Source organism: Paracandidimonas lactea (assembly GCF_021653995.1).
GTDB classification, from domain to species: domain Bacteria; phylum Pseudomonadota; class Gammaproteobacteria; order Burkholderiales; family Burkholderiaceae_B; genus Allopusillimonas; species Allopusillimonas lactea.
The window spans coordinates 265,106-284,588 of sequence record NZ_JAJJOZ010000002.1 but is presented as its reverse complement, the minus strand read 5'-3'; the positions used below and the strand labels follow the sequence as shown (position 1 = coordinate 284,588).

Sequence of the window (19,483 nt, the reverse complement as noted above, 5' to 3'; positions counted from 1 at the left end):
GTGGCGACCCCGTTCATTGCGGTGGTGGCCGATGACCTGACCGGCTCGGGCGATACCGCCGTCCAGTTCGTGCGCGCCGGCTGGAAAACTCAGCTGTCGGTGGGGCGCGCGGCGCAGGCGCTGGCCGACCCGGGTGCCGCCAGCGCCGAGGTTCTGGCCGTCACCACACACAGCCGTGCACTGCCGGCCGCGCAGGCCGCGCAGGTGGTGGGTGAAGACCTGGCCGCCCTGCGGGCCGCAGGTGTTCGCCGCCTGTACAAGAAAGTGGACTCCACGCTGCGGGGCGCCTTCAAGGCCGAGATCGACGCCGCGCGCCAGGCCTGGCGCGACGACGCTATCGCGGTGGTGTGCCCGGCCTTCCCGGCCACCGGCCGTACCGTCAAAGACGGTATCCTGTATGTTGATGGCGTACCCGTCAGCCAGACGTCCGCGGCAACGGATCCGGTAACGCCAGTCACCGAAAGCCATATCCCCACGCTGCTGGCCGCCGCGCACTTGGCACTCATCCCGGGCGAATCGCACCATGCCCTGGCGGCGCGCATCGAACAGGTCGGTAACGTGGTAGCGGTCGACGCCGTCACCCCCGATGACATGGAAAGACTGGCGCAAGCCATCGGCCTGATCGGCGAGCGCGCCCTACCGGTGGGTTCGGGCGGGTTGGCAACGCCGCTGGCGCGTGTGTGGGCCGCAGCCGACTCGCAAGGCCCTGTGCTGGTGGTGATTACATCGCAACACAGCGCCTCGCGCCGCCAGGCCGCGGCGCTGGCCGATGCGGGCGCAAAAGTCTGGTCGCCCACCTTGCAGCAGCTCGCCGACGAACAGGCTTGGCAAGACTGGCGCACGACGGTGTGCGACGAGGCCGTCGCGGCGTCGGTACAGACGCCATGGGTGCTGCTGGCGCCCGAAGGACGCCATCCCGAGGTGGATGCGGATACCGTGGCCGCGCATCTGGGCGCTCTCGCCGGGTGGATGATCCAGGCGTTTTCCGCCGCGGGCGTGGTTGCCACGGGCGGCGATGGCGCCAGCGCCGTGCTCGATGCACTGCAGGCCGGCGGCATTGCACTGGCGGATGAAGTGACCGGTGGCGTACCCGTCGGCACCCTGACGGGCGGGCCGGCGGCCGGCCTGCCCATCGTGACCAAGGCCGGTGGCTTTGGCGCGGATGATGTATTGATCCGGGCCGCACGCGCGGTCCGGGAACGGAGATTTACCTGATGAGCACAAACACTATCGGCCACCTGCCTCTGCTGGCTGTCACCATGGGCGATGCCGCTGGCATCGGCCCCGAGATCACCGCCAAGATGCTGCTGGGCCATGACGATCTGCGCCAGCGCGCACGCTTGTTCGTGGTGGGCGATGCCGGCGCGCTGCGCAAGGCTGTGGCGCTGCTGGGCCAGGACGAAAGCCGTGTGCATGTGGTCGACAGCCCCGAGCAGGTACAGAACACGCCGGGCCTCATCGAAGTGCTGCAGGCGGGCCCTTCGCTGGCCCACGTGCCCTATGGCGAACTGAGTGCCGATGCCGGCGACGGCTCGGTGCGTTTCGTCACTACCGCCTGCGCCCTGGCGCGCGAAGGCCGCATCGATGGCATCGTGACGCCGCCGCTGAACAAGGCAGCCATGCACCTGGCCGGCCACAAATGGCCCGGCCATACCGAGCTGCTCGCGCACGAGTTCGGCGTCAAAACCTACTCGCTGGTACTGTCGGCCGGCGATCTGTATATCTTTCATGCCACCACGCATGTGTCGCTGCGGCAGGCGATCGAAGACGTCAATCCACAGCGCATGCGCGCCGTACTGCGCCTGGCCGGCTCGTTCGCCCAAGCGTTGGGGCGCGCGGATGAGCCGGTTGCCGTCGCCGGACTGAACCCGCACGCTGGCGAGAACGGCATCTTCGGGACCGAAGATGCGGAGATCCTCGCGCCCGCCGTTGCCGAAGCCAATACGGCCGGCATTCTGGCCGCAGGCCCCATCCCCGCTGACGCACTGTTTCCACAGGCCGTGCGCGGTAAGTGGAAATTCGTCATCGCCTGCTATCACGACCAGGGCCACGCCCCGTTCAAGTCGGTCTATGGCGACGATGGCGTCAACATCACGGTTGGCCTGCCCGTTGTACGCGTGTCCGTGGACCACGGCACGGCGTTCGACATCGCCGGCAAAGGCATTGCGCGTGAAGACAGCCTGATCCTCGCAGCCGAACGTGCCGCAACACTGGCGCCGGGCTGGTCGCATGTGTGGGAAACCGCCCGCAACACCACGGGCGGCTGAGGCCATGGATAAGGCCTCGCAGGCAGGCATTGCGCTGGATCGCTCCAGCGCACAGCCCTTGTACGCGCAGATCGCGCTGGCCCTGCGCCACGATATCGACGCCAAGCGCCTGGCGCCTGGCGCCGCCTTGCCAAGTGAGGCTACCTTGTGCCGGCAGTTCGGCGTGGCGCGCAGCGTTGTGCGGCAGGCGCTCGCCCAGCTGGCGGCCAGCGGCCTGATCCATCGCGAGGCGGGCCGCGCGCCGATTGTGGCCGCACCGGTCGAGCATCGGCGCATTGTGCAGCGCTCCACCGGGCTGTTCGAACAATTCGCCAGCACCGGCACCGCTTTGCGCACCCAAGTGCTGCGGCTTGAACCCGCAAACCCACCACCGCCTGTCGCCGCGTTCTTCGGCACCGACGACACGCTGGTGCTGGAGCGCGTGCGCGGCCTGGGGGACGGCCCGCTGGCCTTTGTACGCACCTGGCTGCCACGCCAGCGGGTACCCGGCCTGGGCGCCGACGAACTGCACAATGCCTCTTTGCATCGCACGATCACCCAGCGCTACGGGCTGCTGCCAGGGCGCGGACGCAATCAAATCCGTGCGGTGGGCGCGGACGCCGAGTTGGCACATGTGCTGCGGGTAACGGAAGGCAGCCCCCTGCTGATGCTGGAGGGCCAGGGGCTGGATCAGCATGAGCAACCGCTGGAGTGGTTTACGACCTGGCATCGGGCCGAGCAACTGGTGTTCGATGTGGATGTGGACCCAGGGGGTGAACAGATCCAGCTTGCCCTGCCAGAGCATGCACCCATGGCTGGGCGCGCCCGGGGCCTCTCGACCACACCGGCGGCTACCCAAACCGCATTGTCGGCGACGCCAGCCGCAACCGGCGAGGGGATGGGCGCAGGCGGGGCACTGGCAGACCTGGAGCGGGCGCTGACCGAAGCACTGGAAAACGTGCGCCGCCTGCGGCGCGGCGCCGTATAAAGCAGCTTCCGGGCCCGCGGCTGAAGAAGGCTCTCACGCCATTCAATCTTCATGCCGGGCGGACGGCTACACCGCTACTGCCCCATCTTGGCCAACACTGTGGCCGGCACTGCTTCACCTGCCTCGTCATAGATGAATCCTCGGTGGCGGCAACCGCCGTCTTGCGCTACGCTCCCTGTCTGCAATGCGATAACGATGCACGAACAAGGAGCGGGGATGGGCAAGGGCTGGCGCGACTGGATGCCCGGGCTGCGGGTCTTGCAGCAGTACCAGGCAGGCTGGCTCCGCCACGATATCGCATCGGGGCTTGCGCTCGCTGCTGTGCTCGTGCCCGTGGGCATTGCCTACGCCATCGCGGCCGGCCTGCCGGGCATCCACGGGCTCTACGCAACCATCGTTCCGCTTCTCGCCTATGCATTGTTCGGGCCCAGCCGCATCCTGGTCGTCGGCCCCGATTCCGCACTCGCCGCCATCATCCTGGTCGTCGTCCTGCCGCTTTCCGGCGGCGACCCAGCGCGCGCCGCCGCGCTGGCGGGGGCTATGGCCATCGTGTCCGGCATTACCTGCGTTCTGGCCGGCATTGCCCGGCTGGGCTTTGTCACAGAGCTGCTTTCCAAGCCCATCCGCTATGGATACATGAACGGTATCGCCCTGACGGTGGTGGTCAGCCAACTGCCCGCCCTGTTCGGGTTTGATGTCAACGCCCCAGGTGTTCCCGAAAGGTTTTGGGGTGCGCTGTCGGGCATCTGGAATGGCAGCGCCAATGCATGGGCGGTAGGTATAGGCCTGATCAGCATTACCATCATGGCAGCACTGCGCAAACGCAAGTACATCCCAGCCACGCTGGTGGCTGTAGCCGGCACAACCGCGCTGGCGCAATTCATGGATCTGGGCGCGCATGGGGTCGCCGTGTTGGGCACGCTGCCGCAGGGCTTGCCCGCACCCGTCCTTCCTTTGATTGCTGCCGCAGATATTGGGCCTGTCGTCATGGGTGGTGTAGCCGCAGCGGTCCTGTCCTTCGCTGAAACCAGCATTCTGTCGCGCAGCTATGGGGCAAAGCTCAAGGAGAGCGTCGAACCCAATGAAGAGGCGATCGGCCTGGGGGCGGCCAATCTGGCGGCGGGGCTGTTCCAAGGCTTTCCGGTCAGCAGCAGCGCCTCGCGCACACCCGTTGCCGAAGCGACGGGTGCCAGGACGCAGTTGGCCTGCGTCGTGGGCGCACTGGCTGTGTCGGCTTTGCTGATGTTCGCACCCGGCCTGCTGCGCCACCTGCCCGCCAGCACGCTGGCCGCCGTCGTCATCTTCTCGGCCGCTGCCCTCTTCGAGGTTACCGACCTCAAACGCATTTACCGCATTCAGCGCTGGGAGTTCTGGTTGTCGATAGGCTGCGCCGCAGGGGTTGTATTGCTTGGCCCCGTCCCCGGCATCGGCCTCGCAATTGTTGCCGCCATCATCGAGTTCTTGTGGGACGGCTGGCGGCCGCATGTTGCTGTGCTTGGCCGTGTACACGCCCTGAAGGGCTACCACGACATCACGCGCCATCCGGATGCCAGGCAAGTACCGGGGCTGCTGCTGTTCCGTTGGGACGCGCCGCTGTTCTTCGCCAATGCAGAGTGGTTTCACCGGCTGGTGGAAGGCGCAGTGAACAGCGCCCCTACGCCGATCAAGTGGCTGGTTGTCGCCGCGGAGCCGGTGACCAGCGTAGACGTCACCTCGGCCGATATGCTGGCCGAGCTGGACGAAGCCCTGGCGGCGCGCGGCATCACGCTGGTTTTCGCGGAAATGAAAGACCCGGTCAAGGACAAACTCAAACGCTTCGGCCTGTTCGAGCGCTTCGGCGAAAGGCGATTCTTCCCCACCCTAGGCCAGGCCGTCAGCGGCTACCTGGCCAGCCATGATGTGCCGTGGGTAGACTGGGAAGACGCTGTCCAACCGAACCACTGAGCCGCACCCGCCGACCCGACATGCAGCCTTCCCTATAATCGCCCTGCATCACACATCACAACATCAACGAGAGACTTGGCTTATGTCCACATCCAAAAACCTTACCCGCACACTGCTGGCCTGTGCGTTGGCGGCATCCGCCACGATGGCGCATGCCGCCTATCCCGATCGGCCCATCACCATGATCGTGCCGTTCCCGCCGGGGCAAGCCACCGACATCTTCGCCCGCATTGTCGCCGAACACTTGGCCACCGAAACAGGCCAGTCTGTCATTGTCGAAAACAAGGCGGGCGCGGGCAGCAATATCGGTATGCAATTCGTGGCGCGCGCCAAACCCGATGGCTACACGCTGGTGGTCGGTGGCAGCGCTGCCGCGGTCAACCAAACGCTGTACAGCAATCCGGGCTATTCACTGAAAAATGATTTCGTGCCTGTGGGCGGCATCTTTACCGTGCCGCTGGTATTTCTGGCCAATCCTCAAAGCGGGATTTCCTCGCTGACGCAACTGGTTGAACGTGCCAAGGCAAAACCCGGCGACCTCGCCTACGCCAGCGCCGGCGTAGGTGGTACGCAGCACCTGTCCGCCGAAATGTTCAAAGCCGACGCCGGCATCGATATGCGCCACATCCCCTACAAGGGCAGCGGCCCCGCTCAGGCCGATTTCCTGGGCAACCACGTGCCGCTCATGGTGGATTCTGTGACGGCGGCACTGCCGCATATCCAGTCGGGCGCTGCACGCGCACTGGCCGTTACCACAGGCGAGCGCGTGGCCCAGATCCCAGATATCCCCACCGTGGCCGAGTCAGGCTATCCGGGCTTCGAAGCAGTAGGCTGGGCAGCCGTCTTCGCACCCGCATCAACGCCGGCCGATATCACTGCGTATCTGAATGGCAAGATCAATGGCATCCTGAAATCGGCCGCCGTCGACAAGGCTTTGAAAGACCGCGGCGCACAACCACTGGTGTACGACCTGGCCCAGGGCCGCCAATTCATCGACAGCGAAATCGCCAAATGGGGCAAGGCCGTCAAGCAATCCGGCGCGTCCACCAACTAGGCTGGCCTCTCCACAGAAAAGCGCGGCGCCCTCGAAGGCGCCGCGAACAAGGTACCCGCCAGAGCCACCGAGGTCATCACGACCGGCCTGGATCCGCCGCCGCCAGACACCATGCAGTCACGGGCGAGACCTCGGGGGCCAGTTCCACGGCCGCGCCTGCGGAAAAGGCCAGGAAAGCGGGCAGGTTCAGTTGATTGACACCGACCAGCACGGGGAGGCCGCGTTCCAGGGCGTCGGCAATGACGTTGATCAGCCCTTTGCCCTCCGCTTCGCGCTTGCCGAATTTGTTGATCACCACAAGCTCGGCGCCATCCAATGCGCCCGATACCCAGAGCACCGATTGTTCCAGGGCGCCGGCGTCCAGGCGACAGCCGCGCGCATGGGGTCCAAGGTCGACGCTGATGCGCACCACGGGCCCATCGGGCAGCAGGCGCAGGTCCATATCGCATGCGGGACGATCATCACGATGGATATTGGTCTGCACGGTTCCGGCCAGGGCGACGTCCTGTGCTTCCAGTTCGGCGACAACGTCCGCGAGCAGACGATCGATCCGGCCACGGCCGTGCACGGAGACGTATCCAAGTTTCATCGCGATACTCACATCCCGAAGAAGCGCCGCGCGGCGATCATGCCGGCGCGGTCGCCTTTTCCTGGGGCGTTTGCGCCAAGTCTATCCCGGTGATCTTGGCACGAGCCGCCAGAGATTCGATGTATGCGCGGCTGGCACGCACCCAGTTGGCTTTCTCGTGCGCGGCGCGCAATTGCGGCAGCACGGTATCAAAGGGCAATAGTGTGCCGCGTATCCGGGCATCAAGCCGGATCAGGTGAACACCGTAACGGGTTTCCACAGGCGTATCAGCGATGCTTCCTTCTTCCATCGTACCGAGGACGACTTCGAATTCAGGCACGGTATCACCCGATGCCAGTTGGCCGAGCATGCCGCCATTGGCCCGCGAGGGACACGCGCTGTGTTCGGCGGCAAGCGACGCAAAGCTGTCAGGCTTCTGCCGCAGTATGTCCAGCACAGCGGTGGCGCGCTCGCGTGCAGCCGCTCGCGCGGCAGGGTCGTCTGCGGGAGCGGGGAACAGAATATGCGCGGCTTCGAACAACGAGGGGCCATGAAAGCGTTCTGGCGCCGCGTCATAGACGGCGCGCAGCTGCGCATCGTCTATGGTTGCCGGCGCAATGGCCTGGTCGAGCAACTGGCGGATCAGCGCTTCCTCGTTTGTTTCCAGTTTTCCGGCTTCGAGCTCGATGGGATCGGGCACGATGCCGCAAGCCGCCGCCTCCTGCAGCAAGAGTTCTCGCATCACGAGCGCCTTGGCGGCCGCCTGCAGGGCCCAGCCGGGGTTGCCGCGCGGCGCGGGGTGGTTCTGGGCCTCGGAAGCAATCGCTTCGGCGGCGATGGTCACATCATTGACCGTGATGTCGGCCTGTGCGGGGATGGGATGGATGGCTCGGTGCGCCGCAGCAGTGTGATTCCCACCGCCGGCGGCACCGGCCGGTGGATGGCCGTGGTGGATGACAGTCGGCTTGGCAGGGATGACGACGCCACCCACGATGGTGTCATCCGCAGGGCTCTGCTGTGCGGGGATGTACTCTGCCCCGACGGGGCCGCTCGTTGCAGGAACACCCTCGACAGCAACGCCTCCGGCCGGAGCGCCAGTCCGCTGGCGCGCATGGTTGACGACTTTCATTTGCCTTGCCCCATTTCTGAGCGCGGCAGCGGCGTCAGGCCGCTGGCCGCGGGCTTTGCGCCGCGGCGCGAGCGCACGATCTGGTAACCGGGCCGCCACAGGTAGCGCACAGGCGCGGAAAAAATATGGACAAGCCGGGTGAAGGGAAACAGCAGGAAGATGGTCAGGCCGATCATGATATGCAGCTTGAACAGCCAGTGCGCGTCAGCCATGTATGCGGCTGCGCCCGGACGCAGATAGATGATTGCCTGGGCCCAGTTCATCAGCTTGATCATTTCATTGCCGTCGAGATGGCCCAGTGAAACGATGATGGTCGCCAGCCCCAGCACCAATTGAATCATCAGCAGCACCAGGATGCCGGTATCGGCGAAGGTGGAGTGGGCGCGTATGCGTGGGTCGGACAGGCGCCTGTGCAGCAGCAGCCAGCCGCCCGCCAATGCCATAATGCCTGCCACACCGCCGACGACGATGGCCATGATTTGCTTGGCCCCGTGGGCAATGCCAAGCATGTCGAAGAGCTGGATCGGCGTCAGCAGCCCGACCAGATGGCCGAAGAAGATAATCAACACGCCAACGTGGAACAGGACCGACCCAATGACGAACTGGCGTTTGCGCAAAAGCTGACTGGATTTTGATTTCCAGGTAAAGGGATCGCGATCATAGCGGACGATGCTGACCACCACCATGACGGTAAGGGCGATATAGGGATAGATGCCAAAGACGAAGTTATTCATGCCAGCCTCCCGTTCAGCGCACGGCGGGAGCCGGTGCGGGGTTCTTGCGGACGATGCTAATGGGTTGGGTGTCGCTCGGGCAGCCTGCGCTCCGGTCGGGGCCGAAGGTAACCTGGGCCTCCTCCCACACGGCATCCAGGGCAGCCAGGTCTTCGGGGTTGTCGTCCCGTTGGGTCAACAGGGCTTGCGCCTCTTCGGTTGCAGGATCAGCGGCGGACAGTGCCGTCAGCGCCTGCAGCACAGGGGCATAGATGCTTTCGCGCCGTACCAGGCGCTCGGCAAGGGCCACGAGGATGTGCCCCGCGTCGGCCAGGATGTCGCGTGCCTCATCCAGCGAGCGGGTGGACAGAAACTCCAGCAGCACAGGCAGGTGATCGGGCAGCTCTGACGCGGCAAGGTCGAAGCCGGCCGCGCGATAGGTCGCGAGCAGGTCGACCATGGCGCCGCCCCTGTCGCGGCTCTCGCCGTGGATATGCTCGAATAGATTGAGCGACAGGGTGCGCGAACGATCAAACAGCAGGACGTAGCGTTCCTGGATGTCATAGAGATCGCCGGTTTCCAGGGACAGGAGCAGCGGGTTTAGCGCCTCGACGGCCGCGGGTGCCAGTATGCCTTCCGCAGCCAGCAGCTCGCGGATCGCGGGCATGGCCTGCTGAAGGTCGGTAGAGGGATAGCTGAGCAGCAAAGACAGGGCTTTGAACGTCTTCATGCGATGAACTCCTGCGGGCTGCGGAACTTCTTCTTGCCGCCGAACATTGAGGTGCCCGAACTGCCGGACGAGCAGCCGTTGCCGTCAGTGAAGCCACATCCGCTCTTGAGGTCGTAGGCATCCTCGACCAATTCACGGTGCGTGGTCGGGATGACGAAACGGTCTTCATAGTTGGCGATGGCCAGCAACTGGTACATCTCGTCGATCTGATGAGGGCTCAGTCCGACGCGCTGGGCCACGCCCAGGTTGATGACGCCATCAATGGTTTTGGCGCGCATGTAGGCGCGCATGGCCAGCATTCGCTCCAGGGCGGAAACGACCGGCGCCTCATCCCCGGCTGTCAGCATGTTGGCAAGATAGCGCACGGGGATGCGCAGCGAGCCGACATCGGGCATGTCATCCTGTGCGGAAATCTTGCCCGCCTCGGCAGCGTTCTGGATGGGCGACAGCGGCGGCACGTACCAGACCATGGGCAGGGTGCGATACTCGGGGTGCAGCGGGAAGGCGATCTTCCATTCCATCGCCATCTTCCAGATGGGCGAGTTCTGCGCGCCCTTGATCCAGTCCTCGGGTATGCCTGCCGCGCGCGCTTGGGCAATCACTTCAGGATCGTGCGGGTCAAGGAAGACGCCGAGCTGGGCATCGTAGAGGTCTTTCTCGTTTTCTACGCTTGCGGCTTCGGCGATCTTGTCGGCGTCATAGAGCATGACGCCAAGGTAGCGGATGCGCCCCACGCATGTTTCAGAGCACACCGTGGGCTGGCCGCTTTCCAGGCGGGGATAGCACAGCGTGCACTTCTCGGATTTGCCTGTAGACCAGTTGTAGTAGATCTTCTTGTAGGGGCAGCCCGAGACACACATGCGCCAGCCGCGGCATTTTTCCTGGTCGATCAGGACCACGCCATCGTCTTCGCGCTTGTAGATTGCGCCAGATGGACAGGACGCGACGCAGGCCGGATTGAGGCAATGCTCGCACAGCCTGGGCAGGTACATCATGAAGGTGTTTTCGTACTGGCCGTAGATTTCCTTTTGGATGCCCTCGAAGTTGTAGTCCTTGGAGCGCTTCTCGAACTCACCGCCCAGGATTTCTTCCCAGTTCGGGCCCCATTCGATTTTCTCCATGCGCTCGCCCGATATCTTCGACCGCGGCCTTGCCGTGGGGAAAGCCTGCATTTCGGGGGCGGACTTCAGGTGATCGTAATCAAAGTCGAACGGCTCGTAGAAATCGTCGATTTCGGGAAGATCGGGGTTGGCGAAAATGTTGGCCAGAATGCGCCACTTGCCGCCTTGCCGAGGGTGCAGCGCACCCGACTTGGTGCGGGTCCAACCACCATTCCAGCGCTTCTGGTTCTCCCAGTCTTTGGGGTAGCCGATGCCGGGCTTGGTTTCGACGTTGTTGAACCAGGCGTATTCGACCCCTTCGCGGCTCGTCCAGACGTTCTTGCAGGTAACAGAGCAGGTGTGGCAACCAATGCATTTGTCGAGGTTGAGCACCATTCCGATCTGGGCGCGTATTTTCATTGTCTTGCCTCCGCGATGTCGGTTACGGGCTGGTCCATCCAGTCCACTTTGGGCAGCTTGCGCAGAATGATGAACTCATCGCGGTTGGAGCCGACCGTGCCGTAATAGTTGAAGCCATAGGCGAGCTGGGCATAACCGCCGATCATGTGCGTGGGTTTGAGTACGATCCTGGTCACGGAGTTATGTATGCCGCCGCGCTGGCCGGTGATCTGGCTGCCCGGGGTGTTCACGATTTTCTCCTGGGCGTGATACATGAACAGTGAGCCTTCCTTCATCCGCTGGCTGACGACTGCGCGTGCGGTGATGGCACCATTGGTGTTGAACACCTCGACCCAGTCGTTGTCGACCACACCAGCCTTTCTGGCATCGACTTCAGAGATCCATACCACGGGCCCGCCACGGTTCAGCGTCAACATCAACAGGTTGTCGGTGTAGGTGGAGTGTATGCCCCATTTCTGGTGCGGCGTAATGAAGTTCAGGACGACGTGCGGCTCGTCTTTCGCCAGTGAACGCGTTGCCGCCGTGCCCACAGTTTTCAGGTCTACGGGCGGGCGCCAGGTGACAAAGCTTTCGCCGAACGCACGCATCCATTCATGATCTTGATAAAGCTGCTGGCGTCCGCTGACAGTGCGCCAGGGGATGAGTTCGTGGACGTTGGTCCAGCCGGCGTTGTAGCAGACCTCTTCGCTTTCTATCCCCGACCACGTGGGCGAGGAGATGATCTTGCGCGGCTGCGCGGCGATGTCACGGAAACGTATTTTCTCGTCCTGCTTGACGGCCGCCAAGTGACGATGATCCAGCCCGGTTGCCTTGCCCAGCGCATCCCACGCCTTGACGGCCACTTCGCCGTTGGTTTCGGGGGCCAGCATCAGGATCATCTCGGCGGCGTCGATGGCCGTGTCCAGACGCGCCATGCCCTTGGTTGCACCTTCCTCGGTAACGGTGCCATTCAAGGCCTTGAGATGATGGACCTCTGTCTCTGTGTTCCAGGCGATACCCTTGCCGCCATTGCCGATCTTCTCCATCAAGGGGCCGATCGCCGTGTAGCGCTTGTAAAGGTTGGGATAGTCGCGTTCAACAGCGATGTAGGCGGGCGCGGTCTTGCCGGGGATCAGCTCGCATTGGCCCTGTTTCCAGTCGCGCACCACACCCTGCGCCAATTCACCCGGGCTGTCGTGCTGCAAAGGCAGTTGCACCACGTCATTTTCCACGCCCAGGATGTCGGGCGCGACTTCAGAGAATTTTTTGGCGATCTCCTTGAAGATCTCCCAGTCTGACTTGGACTCATACGCCGGGTCGACGGCCGCCTGCAGCGGGTGGATGAAGGGGTGCATGTCGGACGTGTTCATATCGTCCTTCTCGTACCAGCTTGCGGTGGGCAGCACGATGTCGGCATACACGGCCGTGGTCGACATGCGGAAATCAATGGTCACCAGCAGGTCGAGTTTTCCTTCGGGCGCATTTTCGTGCCAGGCCGCTTCGACGGGCTTCACGCCGCCTTGGGCGCCCAGGTCTTTGCCCTGCACCCCGTGCGCGGTACCGAGCAGATGCTTCAGGAAATACTCATGGCCCTTGCCCGAGGAGCCCAACAGGTTGGAGCGCCAGACGAACAGGTTGCGTGGCCAGTTCTCGGGCGCGTCCGGGTCCTCACAGGACATCTGCAGCGCGCCGGTTTTCAGTCGCTCAGCGACGTAGTCTTTCACATCGACGCCCGCAGCCTTGGCGGCGCGGCCAACTTCCAGCGGGTTGGTTTTCAATTGCGGCGCCGATGGCAGCCAACCCATGCGCTCGGCACGGATGTTGTAGTCGATCAGGCTGAGCTTGTTCCAATCGCCAGCAGGCGCCGTGGGCGACAGGATTTCGGCGGCGCTGACGGTTTCGTAACGCCATTGATCTGTATGGGCGTACCAGGCGCTGGTGGCATTCATGTGGCGCGGGGGACGCGCCCAGTCCAGGGCAAAGGCCAGCGGCGTCCAACCTGTTTGCGGGCGCAGCTTTTCCTGGCCCACATAGTGCGCCCAGCCGCCGCCCGACTGGCCCACACAGCCGCACATCACCAGCATATTGATGACAGCGCGGTAATTCATGTCCATGTGGAACCAGTGGTTCATACCCGCGCCGATGATGACCATGGAGCGGCCATTGGTTTTTTCGGCATTGGCGGCGAACTCGCGCGCAACCTGGATGATCTTGTCGCGGCGCACCCCTGTAATGCGCTCAGCCCAGGCTGGCGTGAACGGCTCATCGGCGTCGTAGTCGCGCGCGACATGCTCGCCGCCCAGATCGCGATCCAGGCTGTAGTTGGCGCAAAGCAAGTCGAAGACAGTGGCAACCAGCACTTCTTTGCCATCGGCCAGCGTGAGGCGCTTCGCCGGCACATTGCGGGTCAGTACCGTGCCACGCGCATCCACTTCGAAGCCGTTGGCGGCAGCGCCGCCGAAGAACGGAAAGTCGACAGGCGCGATCTCGTCATGGTCTGCATCCAGAATCAGGCTGAGCTTGAGGCGAACGTCGTCGCCCGCGGCCTTCTGCTCCAGATTCCACTTGCCCGTTTCGCCCCATCGAAAGCCGATGGAGCCGTTTGGCACCACGACCTTGCCGGATTGCTCATCCAGGCCCACCGTCTTCCAGTCGGGATTGTTGGCTTCACCGAGATCATCGGCGAAGTCGGCAGCCCGCAACTGCCTTCCGGGAACCAGCCGGCCGCCCTGGCGGTCCAGGCACACCAGCATCGGCATGTCGGAGTACTTGCGGCAGTATTCCTCGAAGTAAGGAACTTGCCGGTCAAGGTGAAACTCGCGCAGGATGACATGGCCGAATGCCATGCCCAGCGCGGCATCCGTGCCCTGCTTCGCGTTGAGCCAAATGTCCGAGAACTTGGCGGCCTCGGAATAGTCGGGGCAGACCACGGCGCTCTTGGTGCCCTTGTAGCGCACCTCGGTGTAGAAGTGGGCATCGGGCGTGCGCGTCTGCGGCACGTTCGAACCCCACAGCAGCAGGAAGCCCGCGTTGTACCAGTCGGCGGATTCGGGCACGTCGGTCTGCTCGCCCCAGGTCTGGGGGCTGGCGGGCGGCAGGTCGCAGTACCAGTCGTAAAACGACATGCAGGTGCCGCCCAGCAGGGACAGGTAGCGCGTGCCCGCCGCATAGGACACCATGGACATTGCCGGGATCGGTGAAAAGCCGAACACGCGGTCGGGGCCGTACTTGCGTGTGGTGTAAGCGTTGGCGGCCGCGACGATTTCAGTCGCCTCGTCCCAGCTTGCACGCACGAAACCACCCTTGCCGCGGGTGCGCGTATAGCTTGCGCGGGCGGCCGCATCGTTCTGGATTGCGGCCCAGGCCTCGATGGGGCTCATGGTCTTGCGCTTCTCGCGCCACAGCCGCATTAACCGACCGCGAATCAGGGGGGTCTTGATCCGGTTGGCGCTGTACAGATACCAGCTGTACGAGGCGCCGCGCGCACAGCCGCGCGGCTCGTGATTGGGCAGGTCCGGCCGAGTGCGTGGATAGTCGGTCTGCTGCGTCTCCCAGGTGACGATCCCCGATTTGACGTAGATTTTCCAGGAGCAGGAACCCGTGCAATTCACGCCGTGCGTGGAACGCACGATCTTGTCATGCTGCCAGCGGCGGCGATAGGCGTCCTCCCAGTCGCGGTTCTCGATCGTGGTCTGGCCGTGGCCGCCTGCGAAGGTATCCTTGCGCAGTGAAGTCAGGAAGTTCAGTCGGTCCAACAAGTGGCTCATGGCTGTCTCCTTGGGTTCATGGCTTTCTCCTGGATTGATGTGTATTTATGCGGAAACCGCGACGGGAAGGGGCCGGCGGTGCTCGATGTCATGCAACAGGCCGCCGCGGCGTGTATAGACGGCCCATGTGACGAATAGACAGAGGACGTAAAAGGCGAAGAAGCTCCACAAGGCTGCCAGCGGCGCGCCAGTCAGGCCGATGGATGTGCCATAGGCCTTGGGGATGAAGAAGCCGCCATAGCCGCCGATGGCGCTCGTGAAGGCGACAATGGCCGCTGCTTCGCGATCGGACTGGCGGCGCTGTGCGTCGGCGTTCTGCTCGGGATACAGGCGGGCGATTTCCTTGCGCATAATGACCGGGATCATCTGGAAGGTGGACGAGTTGCCGATCCCGGTGAAGAAGAACAGCGCCATGAAGCCCGCGAAGAAAGTGCTGAAGGAAGCGTTCTGCAGCCCCCAGATCACCACCAGGACGGAGACGATCATGCCAACAAAGACCCAGAAAGTGACGCGACCGCCGCCGATGCGGTCTGCCAGCCAGCCACTGCCGGCGCGGCTGAGCGCACCGATCAAGGGCCCCAGAAACACAAACTGCAAGGCGTCAACGTGCGGGAAGACCAGGCCGGACAACAGCGGGAAGCCTGCGGAATAGCCGATGAAACTGCCGAACGTGCCGATATACAGCAGGCACATCACCCAGGTCTGGGTGCGGCCGAAGATGATCGACTGCTCTCGGAAGCTGGCGCGCGCGTCGGCCAGGTCGTTCATGCCCAGCCACGCGGCCACGGTGGAGGCGAGAATAAAGGGCACCCAGATGAAGCCGGCATTCTGCATCCAGATGCGCCCGCCGTCCGACATCGTTTGCGGCGCGCCGCCGACCGCCCCGAATACACCAGCGGTGATGACCAGCGGCACCAGGAACTGCATGACCGAGACCCCGAGGTTGCCCAGCCCCGCGTTCAAGCCCATGGCGTGGCCCTTTTCCGCGCGTGGGAAGAAGAAGCTGATATTGGCCATGGATGAGGCGAAATTGCCGCCGCCGAAGCCACAGAGCAGCGCCAGCACCACGAAGATCAAGTAAGGCGTGGTGGGATCCTGCACCGCATACCCTATGCCCATCGCGGGAAGCAGCAGCGACGCGGTGGAGAGTGTGGTCCACAACCGGCCGCCGAAGATCGGCACCATGAAGCTATAGAAGATGCGCAGCGTTGCCCCGGACAGCGCCGGCAGGGCTGCCAGCCAGAATAGCTGGTCTTGTGTGAACTTGAAGCCGATGGAAGGCAGTTTCGAAACCACCACCGACCAGACCATCCATACCGCGAAGGCAAGCAGCAGCGCCGGGATCGATATCCACAGGTTGCGCTTGGCGATACGCCGGCCCTTTTCGTTCCAGAATGCAGGATCTTCAGGCCGCCAGTCCTGCACCACATGCGGCATGACGGTGCGTTCCGGATCGTGCACATCCGCGAGTTCGGGGAAGTTCGGCAGTCGGTCCAGGGCACGGCCTTGCGCCCGCCGCTCCATGGCCCGGATCGACAGATGCATCCAGCTCACCGACACCAGCACTATCAGGAACAGAAGCAGGAATGACGAGGTCCAGATGCCTGTGACATCAAGCAGCACACCGAAAATGATAGGCAGGACGAAGCCACCCAGCCCGCCTATCATGCCTACCAAGCCGCCGACCGAACCGACATGTTTCGGATAATAGACGGGGATGTGCCGGAACACCGCTGCCTTGCCCAGGCTCATGAAGAAGCCGAGGCCGAAAAGCCCGGCGACGAAAGGCCACAGGCCGACCTCTGTCGAGAACGCAATGGGGCCGTCTTTTCCGCGGATGACGTAGTCGGTCGGCGGATAAGACAGCATGAACAGAAATAGCAGGGAAAATCCGAACGTCCAATACATGACGGCGCGGGCGCCGAAGCGGTCAGAGAGGACGCCGCCATAGGCGCGAAACAGGCTGGCCGCGAGGCTGAAGAGCGACGCGGCAACACCCGCCGTGCGCACGTCTACGCCATAGACTTGCACCATGTAGTAGGGAAGCCACAGCGCCAGGGCAACGAAGCCCCCGAAAACAAAAAAGTAATAAAGCGAAAAGCGCCAGACCTGCAGTTTTTTCAAGGGGGCGAACTGTTCCGCAAGGCTGGGAGCCGCGATGCCTTGAGCGCGCCGCGCCGCAAAATCAGGATCGTCTCTGGCCAACAGAAAAAAGAGGATGCCGGTGACGGCGACCGCGACCGCCCAGATTTGCGCCACCCCTTGCCAGCCCCAGGAGATCAGCACAAAGGGCGCGAGGAATGTCGTCACTGCCGCGCCGATATTGCCCATGCCGAATACGCCAAGCGCAGTGCCTTGCTGGGATTGTGGATACCATTTTGTGACGTAGGTGACGCCGATAATGAAGGCGCCGCCCGCCAGGCCAACCCCGAGCGCGGCCAACAGGAAGGTAGGGTAGCTGTCGGCCCAGGTCAGTGCGAAAGTGGCGGCGCCGGCCAGCACCATCTGGATCGCAAACACCAGCCGCCCGCCATAGCGTTCAGTCCACACACCCAGAATCAGGCGAGACAGCGACCCCGTCAGCACTGGCGTAGCGATGAGAACGCCGTATTCGAACTCGGAAAGCGCCAGCTCGTCCTTGATCGACAGGCCGATAATGGAAAAAAGTGTCCATACGGCGAAGCAAACTGTGAAAGCTACTGTACTGAGCACCAGGGCGCGTTGCTGGTCTGTACGGCTGGGCAGGGGAATGCTTGACATAGCGGTCAATCCTGGAGAAAAGCCTGTCGCTAGAATACCGTACGCACTGTAGGGTATCTTGTTTCAAGTCAAACGTATCGACATTAAATCGCTACGCTGTCGCCTTCAGGCGGCTGAGCAGCGCAGGTACGAACAGGAAAAGAAAAGCCAGCAGAAGGAGCGACACGGAAACAGGGGTTTCGAACAACACCGACACCTTGCCCTGGCCCGCAGCCAGCGCAGTACGCAGTTGGGTTTCGGCCAGCGGCACCAGGATCAGGCCAATCAGCAAGGGGGGGATCGGAAAGCCATACACTCGCATCACATAGCCGAGCACACCCAGGCCCGCCATCAGCCCCAGCTCAAACACGGAGCCCGATACCCCCCAGATACCAATAACGGCGAACACCAGAATACCCGCGTACAGTTGCGGCCGTGGAATCTGCAAGAGCTTCACCCACATGCCCACCAAGGGCAGATTCAGCACCAGCAGCATAACGTTGCCAATGTACAGAGAAGCAATCAAGCCCCAGACCAGCTCCGGTTTGCTGCTGAACAAAAATGGCCCAGGCTGCAAGCCATAATTCTGAAATGCCGCCAGCAGGATAGCCGCCGTGGCCGAGGTAGGCAGGCCCAGCGTCAGCAGCGGGACCAGGACGCCGGCCGCCGAGGCGTTGTTGGCCGCCTCGGGCCCGGCTACCCCTTCGATCGCCCCTTTGCCGAACTCATCGGGGTTTCGGCACAGCTTCTTTTCCAGCGTATAGGACAGCATGGTCGGAATTTCCGAGCCGCCACCCGGGATTGTGCCAATGGGGAAGCCTATGGCAGTACCCCGAAGCCATGGCTTCCAGGAGCGTCGCCAGTCGTCGCGTGTCATGAACGCCTTACCCTTGATGGGTATGATTTCGTCCTGCCCTTGGACGTAGCGGCTGGCAACGTACAGGATTTCTCCCACGGCAAACAGCGACACCAGCACCACCGTGAGTTCGACGCCATCGAGCAGCGCTGGCAGGCCGAATGTCATGCGCGGCTGCCCGGTCATGGCATCAATGCCGATCACGCCCAGGGCCAGGCCGATAAACAGTGACACGAACCCACGCACCCGTGACGCCCCCATCACCACAGCCACCGATGTGAATGCAAGAACAGTAAGCGCGAAATAATCGGCGGGCTTGAGCAAAAACGCCAACTCCGCCACAACAGGCGCCGCAAACGTCAGGGCAATGGTCGCGATAGTGCCCGCAACGAAAGAGCCAATGGCCGCCGTCGCCAGCGCCGCGGCACCCCGCCCCGCTCGCGCCATCTTGTTGCCTTCGAGCGCCGTCATCATTGACCCCGCCTCGCCGGGCGTGTTGATCAGAATCGAGGTGGTCGACCCGCCGTACATGGCGCCGTACAGCACTCCCGCAAACATGATGAAGGCCGATACCGGCCCTACCGATACGGTAACTGGCAATAGCAAGGCAATCGTCAGCGCAGGCCCGATGCCCGGCAAAATGCCGATAGCGGTGCCCAACAGTGAACCTACCAGCGCCCACAGCAGGTTGGCGGGCGTCAGCGCCACCTCGAATCCCTGCATCAGCAGCGCCAGCGTATCCATTACACACCCGCCAGTGGGAAGAAGCCGCCCAGTTGCAGGCCCAGGCGACCAAACAGAAACCAGCTTGCAATGCCCAGCACCAGACCGACGACAAGATCAGAGGCAAGGCGTTTGGAGCCAAATGCACGCGCCACCAGCATGAACGACAGCATGGCGGTGATCGGCAGACCCAAGGTTTGAATCGTCAGCGCGGGCACAATGGCCGCCAGCAATGCCGTACAGAATGCACGCTTGTCCATGGGCTGACCGGGTATGGCGTGCTCCGCATCTTCGGGCTCGAATACTTCACCGCGTGCGATCTGGAGCAACAGCAATACACCCAAACCGATCAGGCCGGCACCCACCCCGGTGACAAACATGCCAGGGCCGATGGCCGCGTATTGCGCGGTGGCGGCCAGCTCGGATGACGCATAAAGGCACACCGCCCCCATGAGCATCACGGCCAGCCCCAACCACCACGGCCCCTTGCGCAGCAATGCGATCGACATGCCTGTGCCCATGCCGGC

14 protein-coding genes are annotated in these 19,483 nt (G+C 63.3%); 5 read left to right on the top strand and 9 right to left on the bottom strand.

All coding sequences use genetic code 11. The features are described from left to right. The 5 genes from LOL23_RS05250 (at position 1) to LOL23_RS05230 (ending at position 6,232) form a co-directional block, all read left to right on the top strand. The gene (locus LOL23_RS05250) at positions 1 to 1,215 is read left to right on the top strand and encodes a four-carbon acid sugar kinase family protein (RefSeq protein WP_160978440.1); all 1,215 of its coding nucleotides are present in this window, start codon (positions 1 to 3) and stop codon (positions 1,213 to 1,215) included. Next, a complete protein-coding gene (gene pdxA / locus LOL23_RS05245; RefSeq protein ID WP_237173251.1) occupies positions 1,215 to 2,267 on the top strand; it encodes a 4-hydroxythreonine-4-phosphate dehydrogenase PdxA in 1,053 nt (350 codons plus the stop codon). The genes LOL23_RS05250 and pdxA overlap by 1 nt, the downstream gene beginning before the upstream one ends. A 4-nt stretch (positions 2,268 to 2,271) precedes the next feature. Then, positions 2,272 to 3,234, top strand: a complete 963-nt coding sequence (locus LOL23_RS05240) for a GntR family transcriptional regulator (protein ID WP_237173250.1) — start codon at positions 2,272 to 2,274, stop codon at positions 3,232 to 3,234. Between the two features lie 195 nt (positions 3,235 to 3,429). After that, positions 3,430 to 5,178 carry a SulP family inorganic anion transporter gene (locus LOL23_RS05235; protein WP_237173249.1) on the top strand — a complete coding sequence of 583 codons (1,749 nt, stop codon included), beginning with the start codon at positions 3,430 to 3,432 and terminating at the stop codon, positions 5,176 to 5,178. Positions 5,179 to 5,260: 82 nt separating this feature from the next. Continuing rightward, a complete protein-coding gene (locus LOL23_RS05230; protein ID WP_160978446.1) occupies positions 5,261 to 6,232 on the top strand; it encodes a Bug family tripartite tricarboxylate transporter substrate binding protein in 972 nt (323 codons plus the stop codon). 76 nt (positions 6,233 to 6,308) lie between these two features. Here LOL23_RS05230 and LOL23_RS05225 read toward each other — a convergent pair whose 3' ends face one another. The 9 genes from LOL23_RS05225 to LOL23_RS05185 form a co-directional block, all read right to left on the bottom strand. Beyond that, on the bottom strand, positions 6,309 to 6,821 hold the full coding sequence (locus tag LOL23_RS05225; protein WP_160978448.1) for a DUF2478 domain-containing protein: 513 nt from the start codon (positions 6,819 to 6,821) through the stop codon (positions 6,309 to 6,311). Between the two features lie 37 nt (positions 6,822 to 6,858). Then, positions 6,859 to 7,929 (bottom strand): peptidylprolyl isomerase, encoded by a 1,071-nt coding sequence (locus LOL23_RS05220; protein ID WP_160978450.1) that lies wholly within the window; start codon positions 7,927 to 7,929, stop codon positions 6,859 to 6,861. Then, a complete protein-coding gene (gene narI / locus LOL23_RS05215; protein ID WP_160978452.1) occupies positions 7,926 to 8,663 on the bottom strand; it encodes a respiratory nitrate reductase subunit gamma in 738 nt (245 codons plus the stop codon). Before narI ends, LOL23_RS05220 begins: the two co-directional genes overlap by 4 nt. Positions 8,664 to 8,676: 13 nt before the next feature. Continuing rightward, positions 8,677 to 9,372, bottom strand: coding sequence for a nitrate reductase molybdenum cofactor assembly chaperone (gene narJ / locus LOL23_RS05210; RefSeq protein WP_160978454.1), 696 nt, complete (start codon positions 9,370 to 9,372; stop codon positions 8,677 to 8,679). Further along, positions 9,369 to 10,892 (bottom strand): nitrate reductase subunit beta, encoded by a 1,524-nt coding sequence (gene narH / locus LOL23_RS05205; protein ID WP_160978456.1) that lies wholly within the window; start codon positions 10,890 to 10,892, stop codon positions 9,369 to 9,371. The genes narJ and narH overlap by 4 nt, the downstream gene beginning before the upstream one ends. Further along, positions 10,889 to 14,638 carry a nitrate reductase subunit alpha gene (locus LOL23_RS05200; protein ID WP_237173248.1) on the bottom strand — a complete coding sequence of 1,250 codons (3,750 nt, stop codon included), beginning with the start codon at positions 14,636 to 14,638 and terminating at the stop codon, positions 10,889 to 10,891. The genes narH and LOL23_RS05200 overlap by 4 nt, the downstream gene beginning before the upstream one ends. A 45-nt stretch (positions 14,639 to 14,683) precedes the next feature. Further along, complete coding sequence (locus LOL23_RS05195) at positions 14,684 to 17,398, bottom strand: nitrate/nitrite transporter (RefSeq protein ID WP_160978460.1); 2,715 nt, start codon at positions 17,396 to 17,398, stop codon at positions 14,684 to 14,686. A gap of 91 nt (positions 17,399 to 17,489) precedes the next feature. After that, positions 17,490 to 18,977 (bottom strand): tripartite tricarboxylate transporter permease, encoded by a 1,488-nt coding sequence (locus LOL23_RS05190; RefSeq protein ID WP_160978462.1) that lies wholly within the window; start codon positions 18,975 to 18,977, stop codon positions 17,490 to 17,492. After that, on the bottom strand, positions 18,977 to 19,465 hold the full coding sequence (locus tag LOL23_RS05185) for a tripartite tricarboxylate transporter TctB family protein (RefSeq protein WP_202411660.1): 489 nt from the start codon (positions 19,463 to 19,465) through the stop codon (positions 18,977 to 18,979). Before LOL23_RS05185 ends, LOL23_RS05190 begins: the two co-directional genes overlap by 1 nt. Between the last annotated feature and the right edge of the window lie 18 nt (positions 19,466 to 19,483).

What these genes read in the sequence shown, in the direction of transcription:
- narH (WP_160978456.1), bottom strand. Translation starts at nt 10,892, where the DNA reads ATGAAAATACGCGCCCAGATCGGAATGGTGCTCAACCTCGACAAATGC.
- LOL23_RS05240 (WP_237173250.1), top strand. Translation starts at nt 2,272, where the DNA reads ATGGATAAGGCCTCGCAGGCAGGCATTGCGCTGGATCGCTCCAGCGCA.
- LOL23_RS05185 (WP_202411660.1), bottom strand. Translation starts at nt 19,465, where the DNA reads ATGTCGATCGCATTGCTGCGCAAGGGGCCGTGGTGGTTGGGGCTGGCC.
- narJ (WP_160978454.1), bottom strand. Translation starts at nt 9,372, where the DNA reads ATGAAGACGTTCAAAGCCCTGTCTTTGCTGCTCAGCTATCCCTCTACC.
- pdxA (WP_237173251.1), top strand. Translation starts at nt 1,215, where the DNA reads ATGAGCACAAACACTATCGGCCACCTGCCTCTGCTGGCTGTCACCATG.
- LOL23_RS05190 (WP_160978462.1), bottom strand. Translation starts at nt 18,977, where the DNA reads ATGGATACGCTGGCGCTGCTGATGCAGGGATTCGAGGTGGCGCTGACG.
- LOL23_RS05200 (WP_237173248.1), bottom strand. Translation starts at nt 14,638, where the DNA reads ATGAGCCACTTGTTGGACCGACTGAACTTCCTGACTTCACTGCGCAAG.
- LOL23_RS05195 (WP_160978460.1), bottom strand. Translation starts at nt 17,398, where the DNA reads ATGTCAAGCATTCCCCTGCCCAGCCGTACAGACCAGCAACGCGCCCTG.
- narI (WP_160978452.1), bottom strand. Translation starts at nt 8,663, where the DNA reads ATGAATAACTTCGTCTTTGGCATCTATCCCTATATCGCCCTTACCGTC.
- LOL23_RS05220 (WP_160978450.1), bottom strand. Translation starts at nt 7,929, where the DNA reads ATGAAAGTCGTCAACCATGCGCGCCAGCGGACTGGCGCTCCGGCCGGA.
- LOL23_RS05225 (WP_160978448.1), bottom strand. Translation starts at nt 6,821, where the DNA reads ATGAAACTTGGATACGTCTCCGTGCACGGCCGTGGCCGGATCGATCGT.
- LOL23_RS05230 (WP_160978446.1), top strand. Translation starts at nt 5,261, where the DNA reads ATGTCCACATCCAAAAACCTTACCCGCACACTGCTGGCCTGTGCGTTG.
- LOL23_RS05235 (WP_237173249.1), top strand. Translation starts at nt 3,430, where the DNA reads ATGCACGAACAAGGAGCGGGGATGGGCAAGGGCTGGCGCGACTGGATG.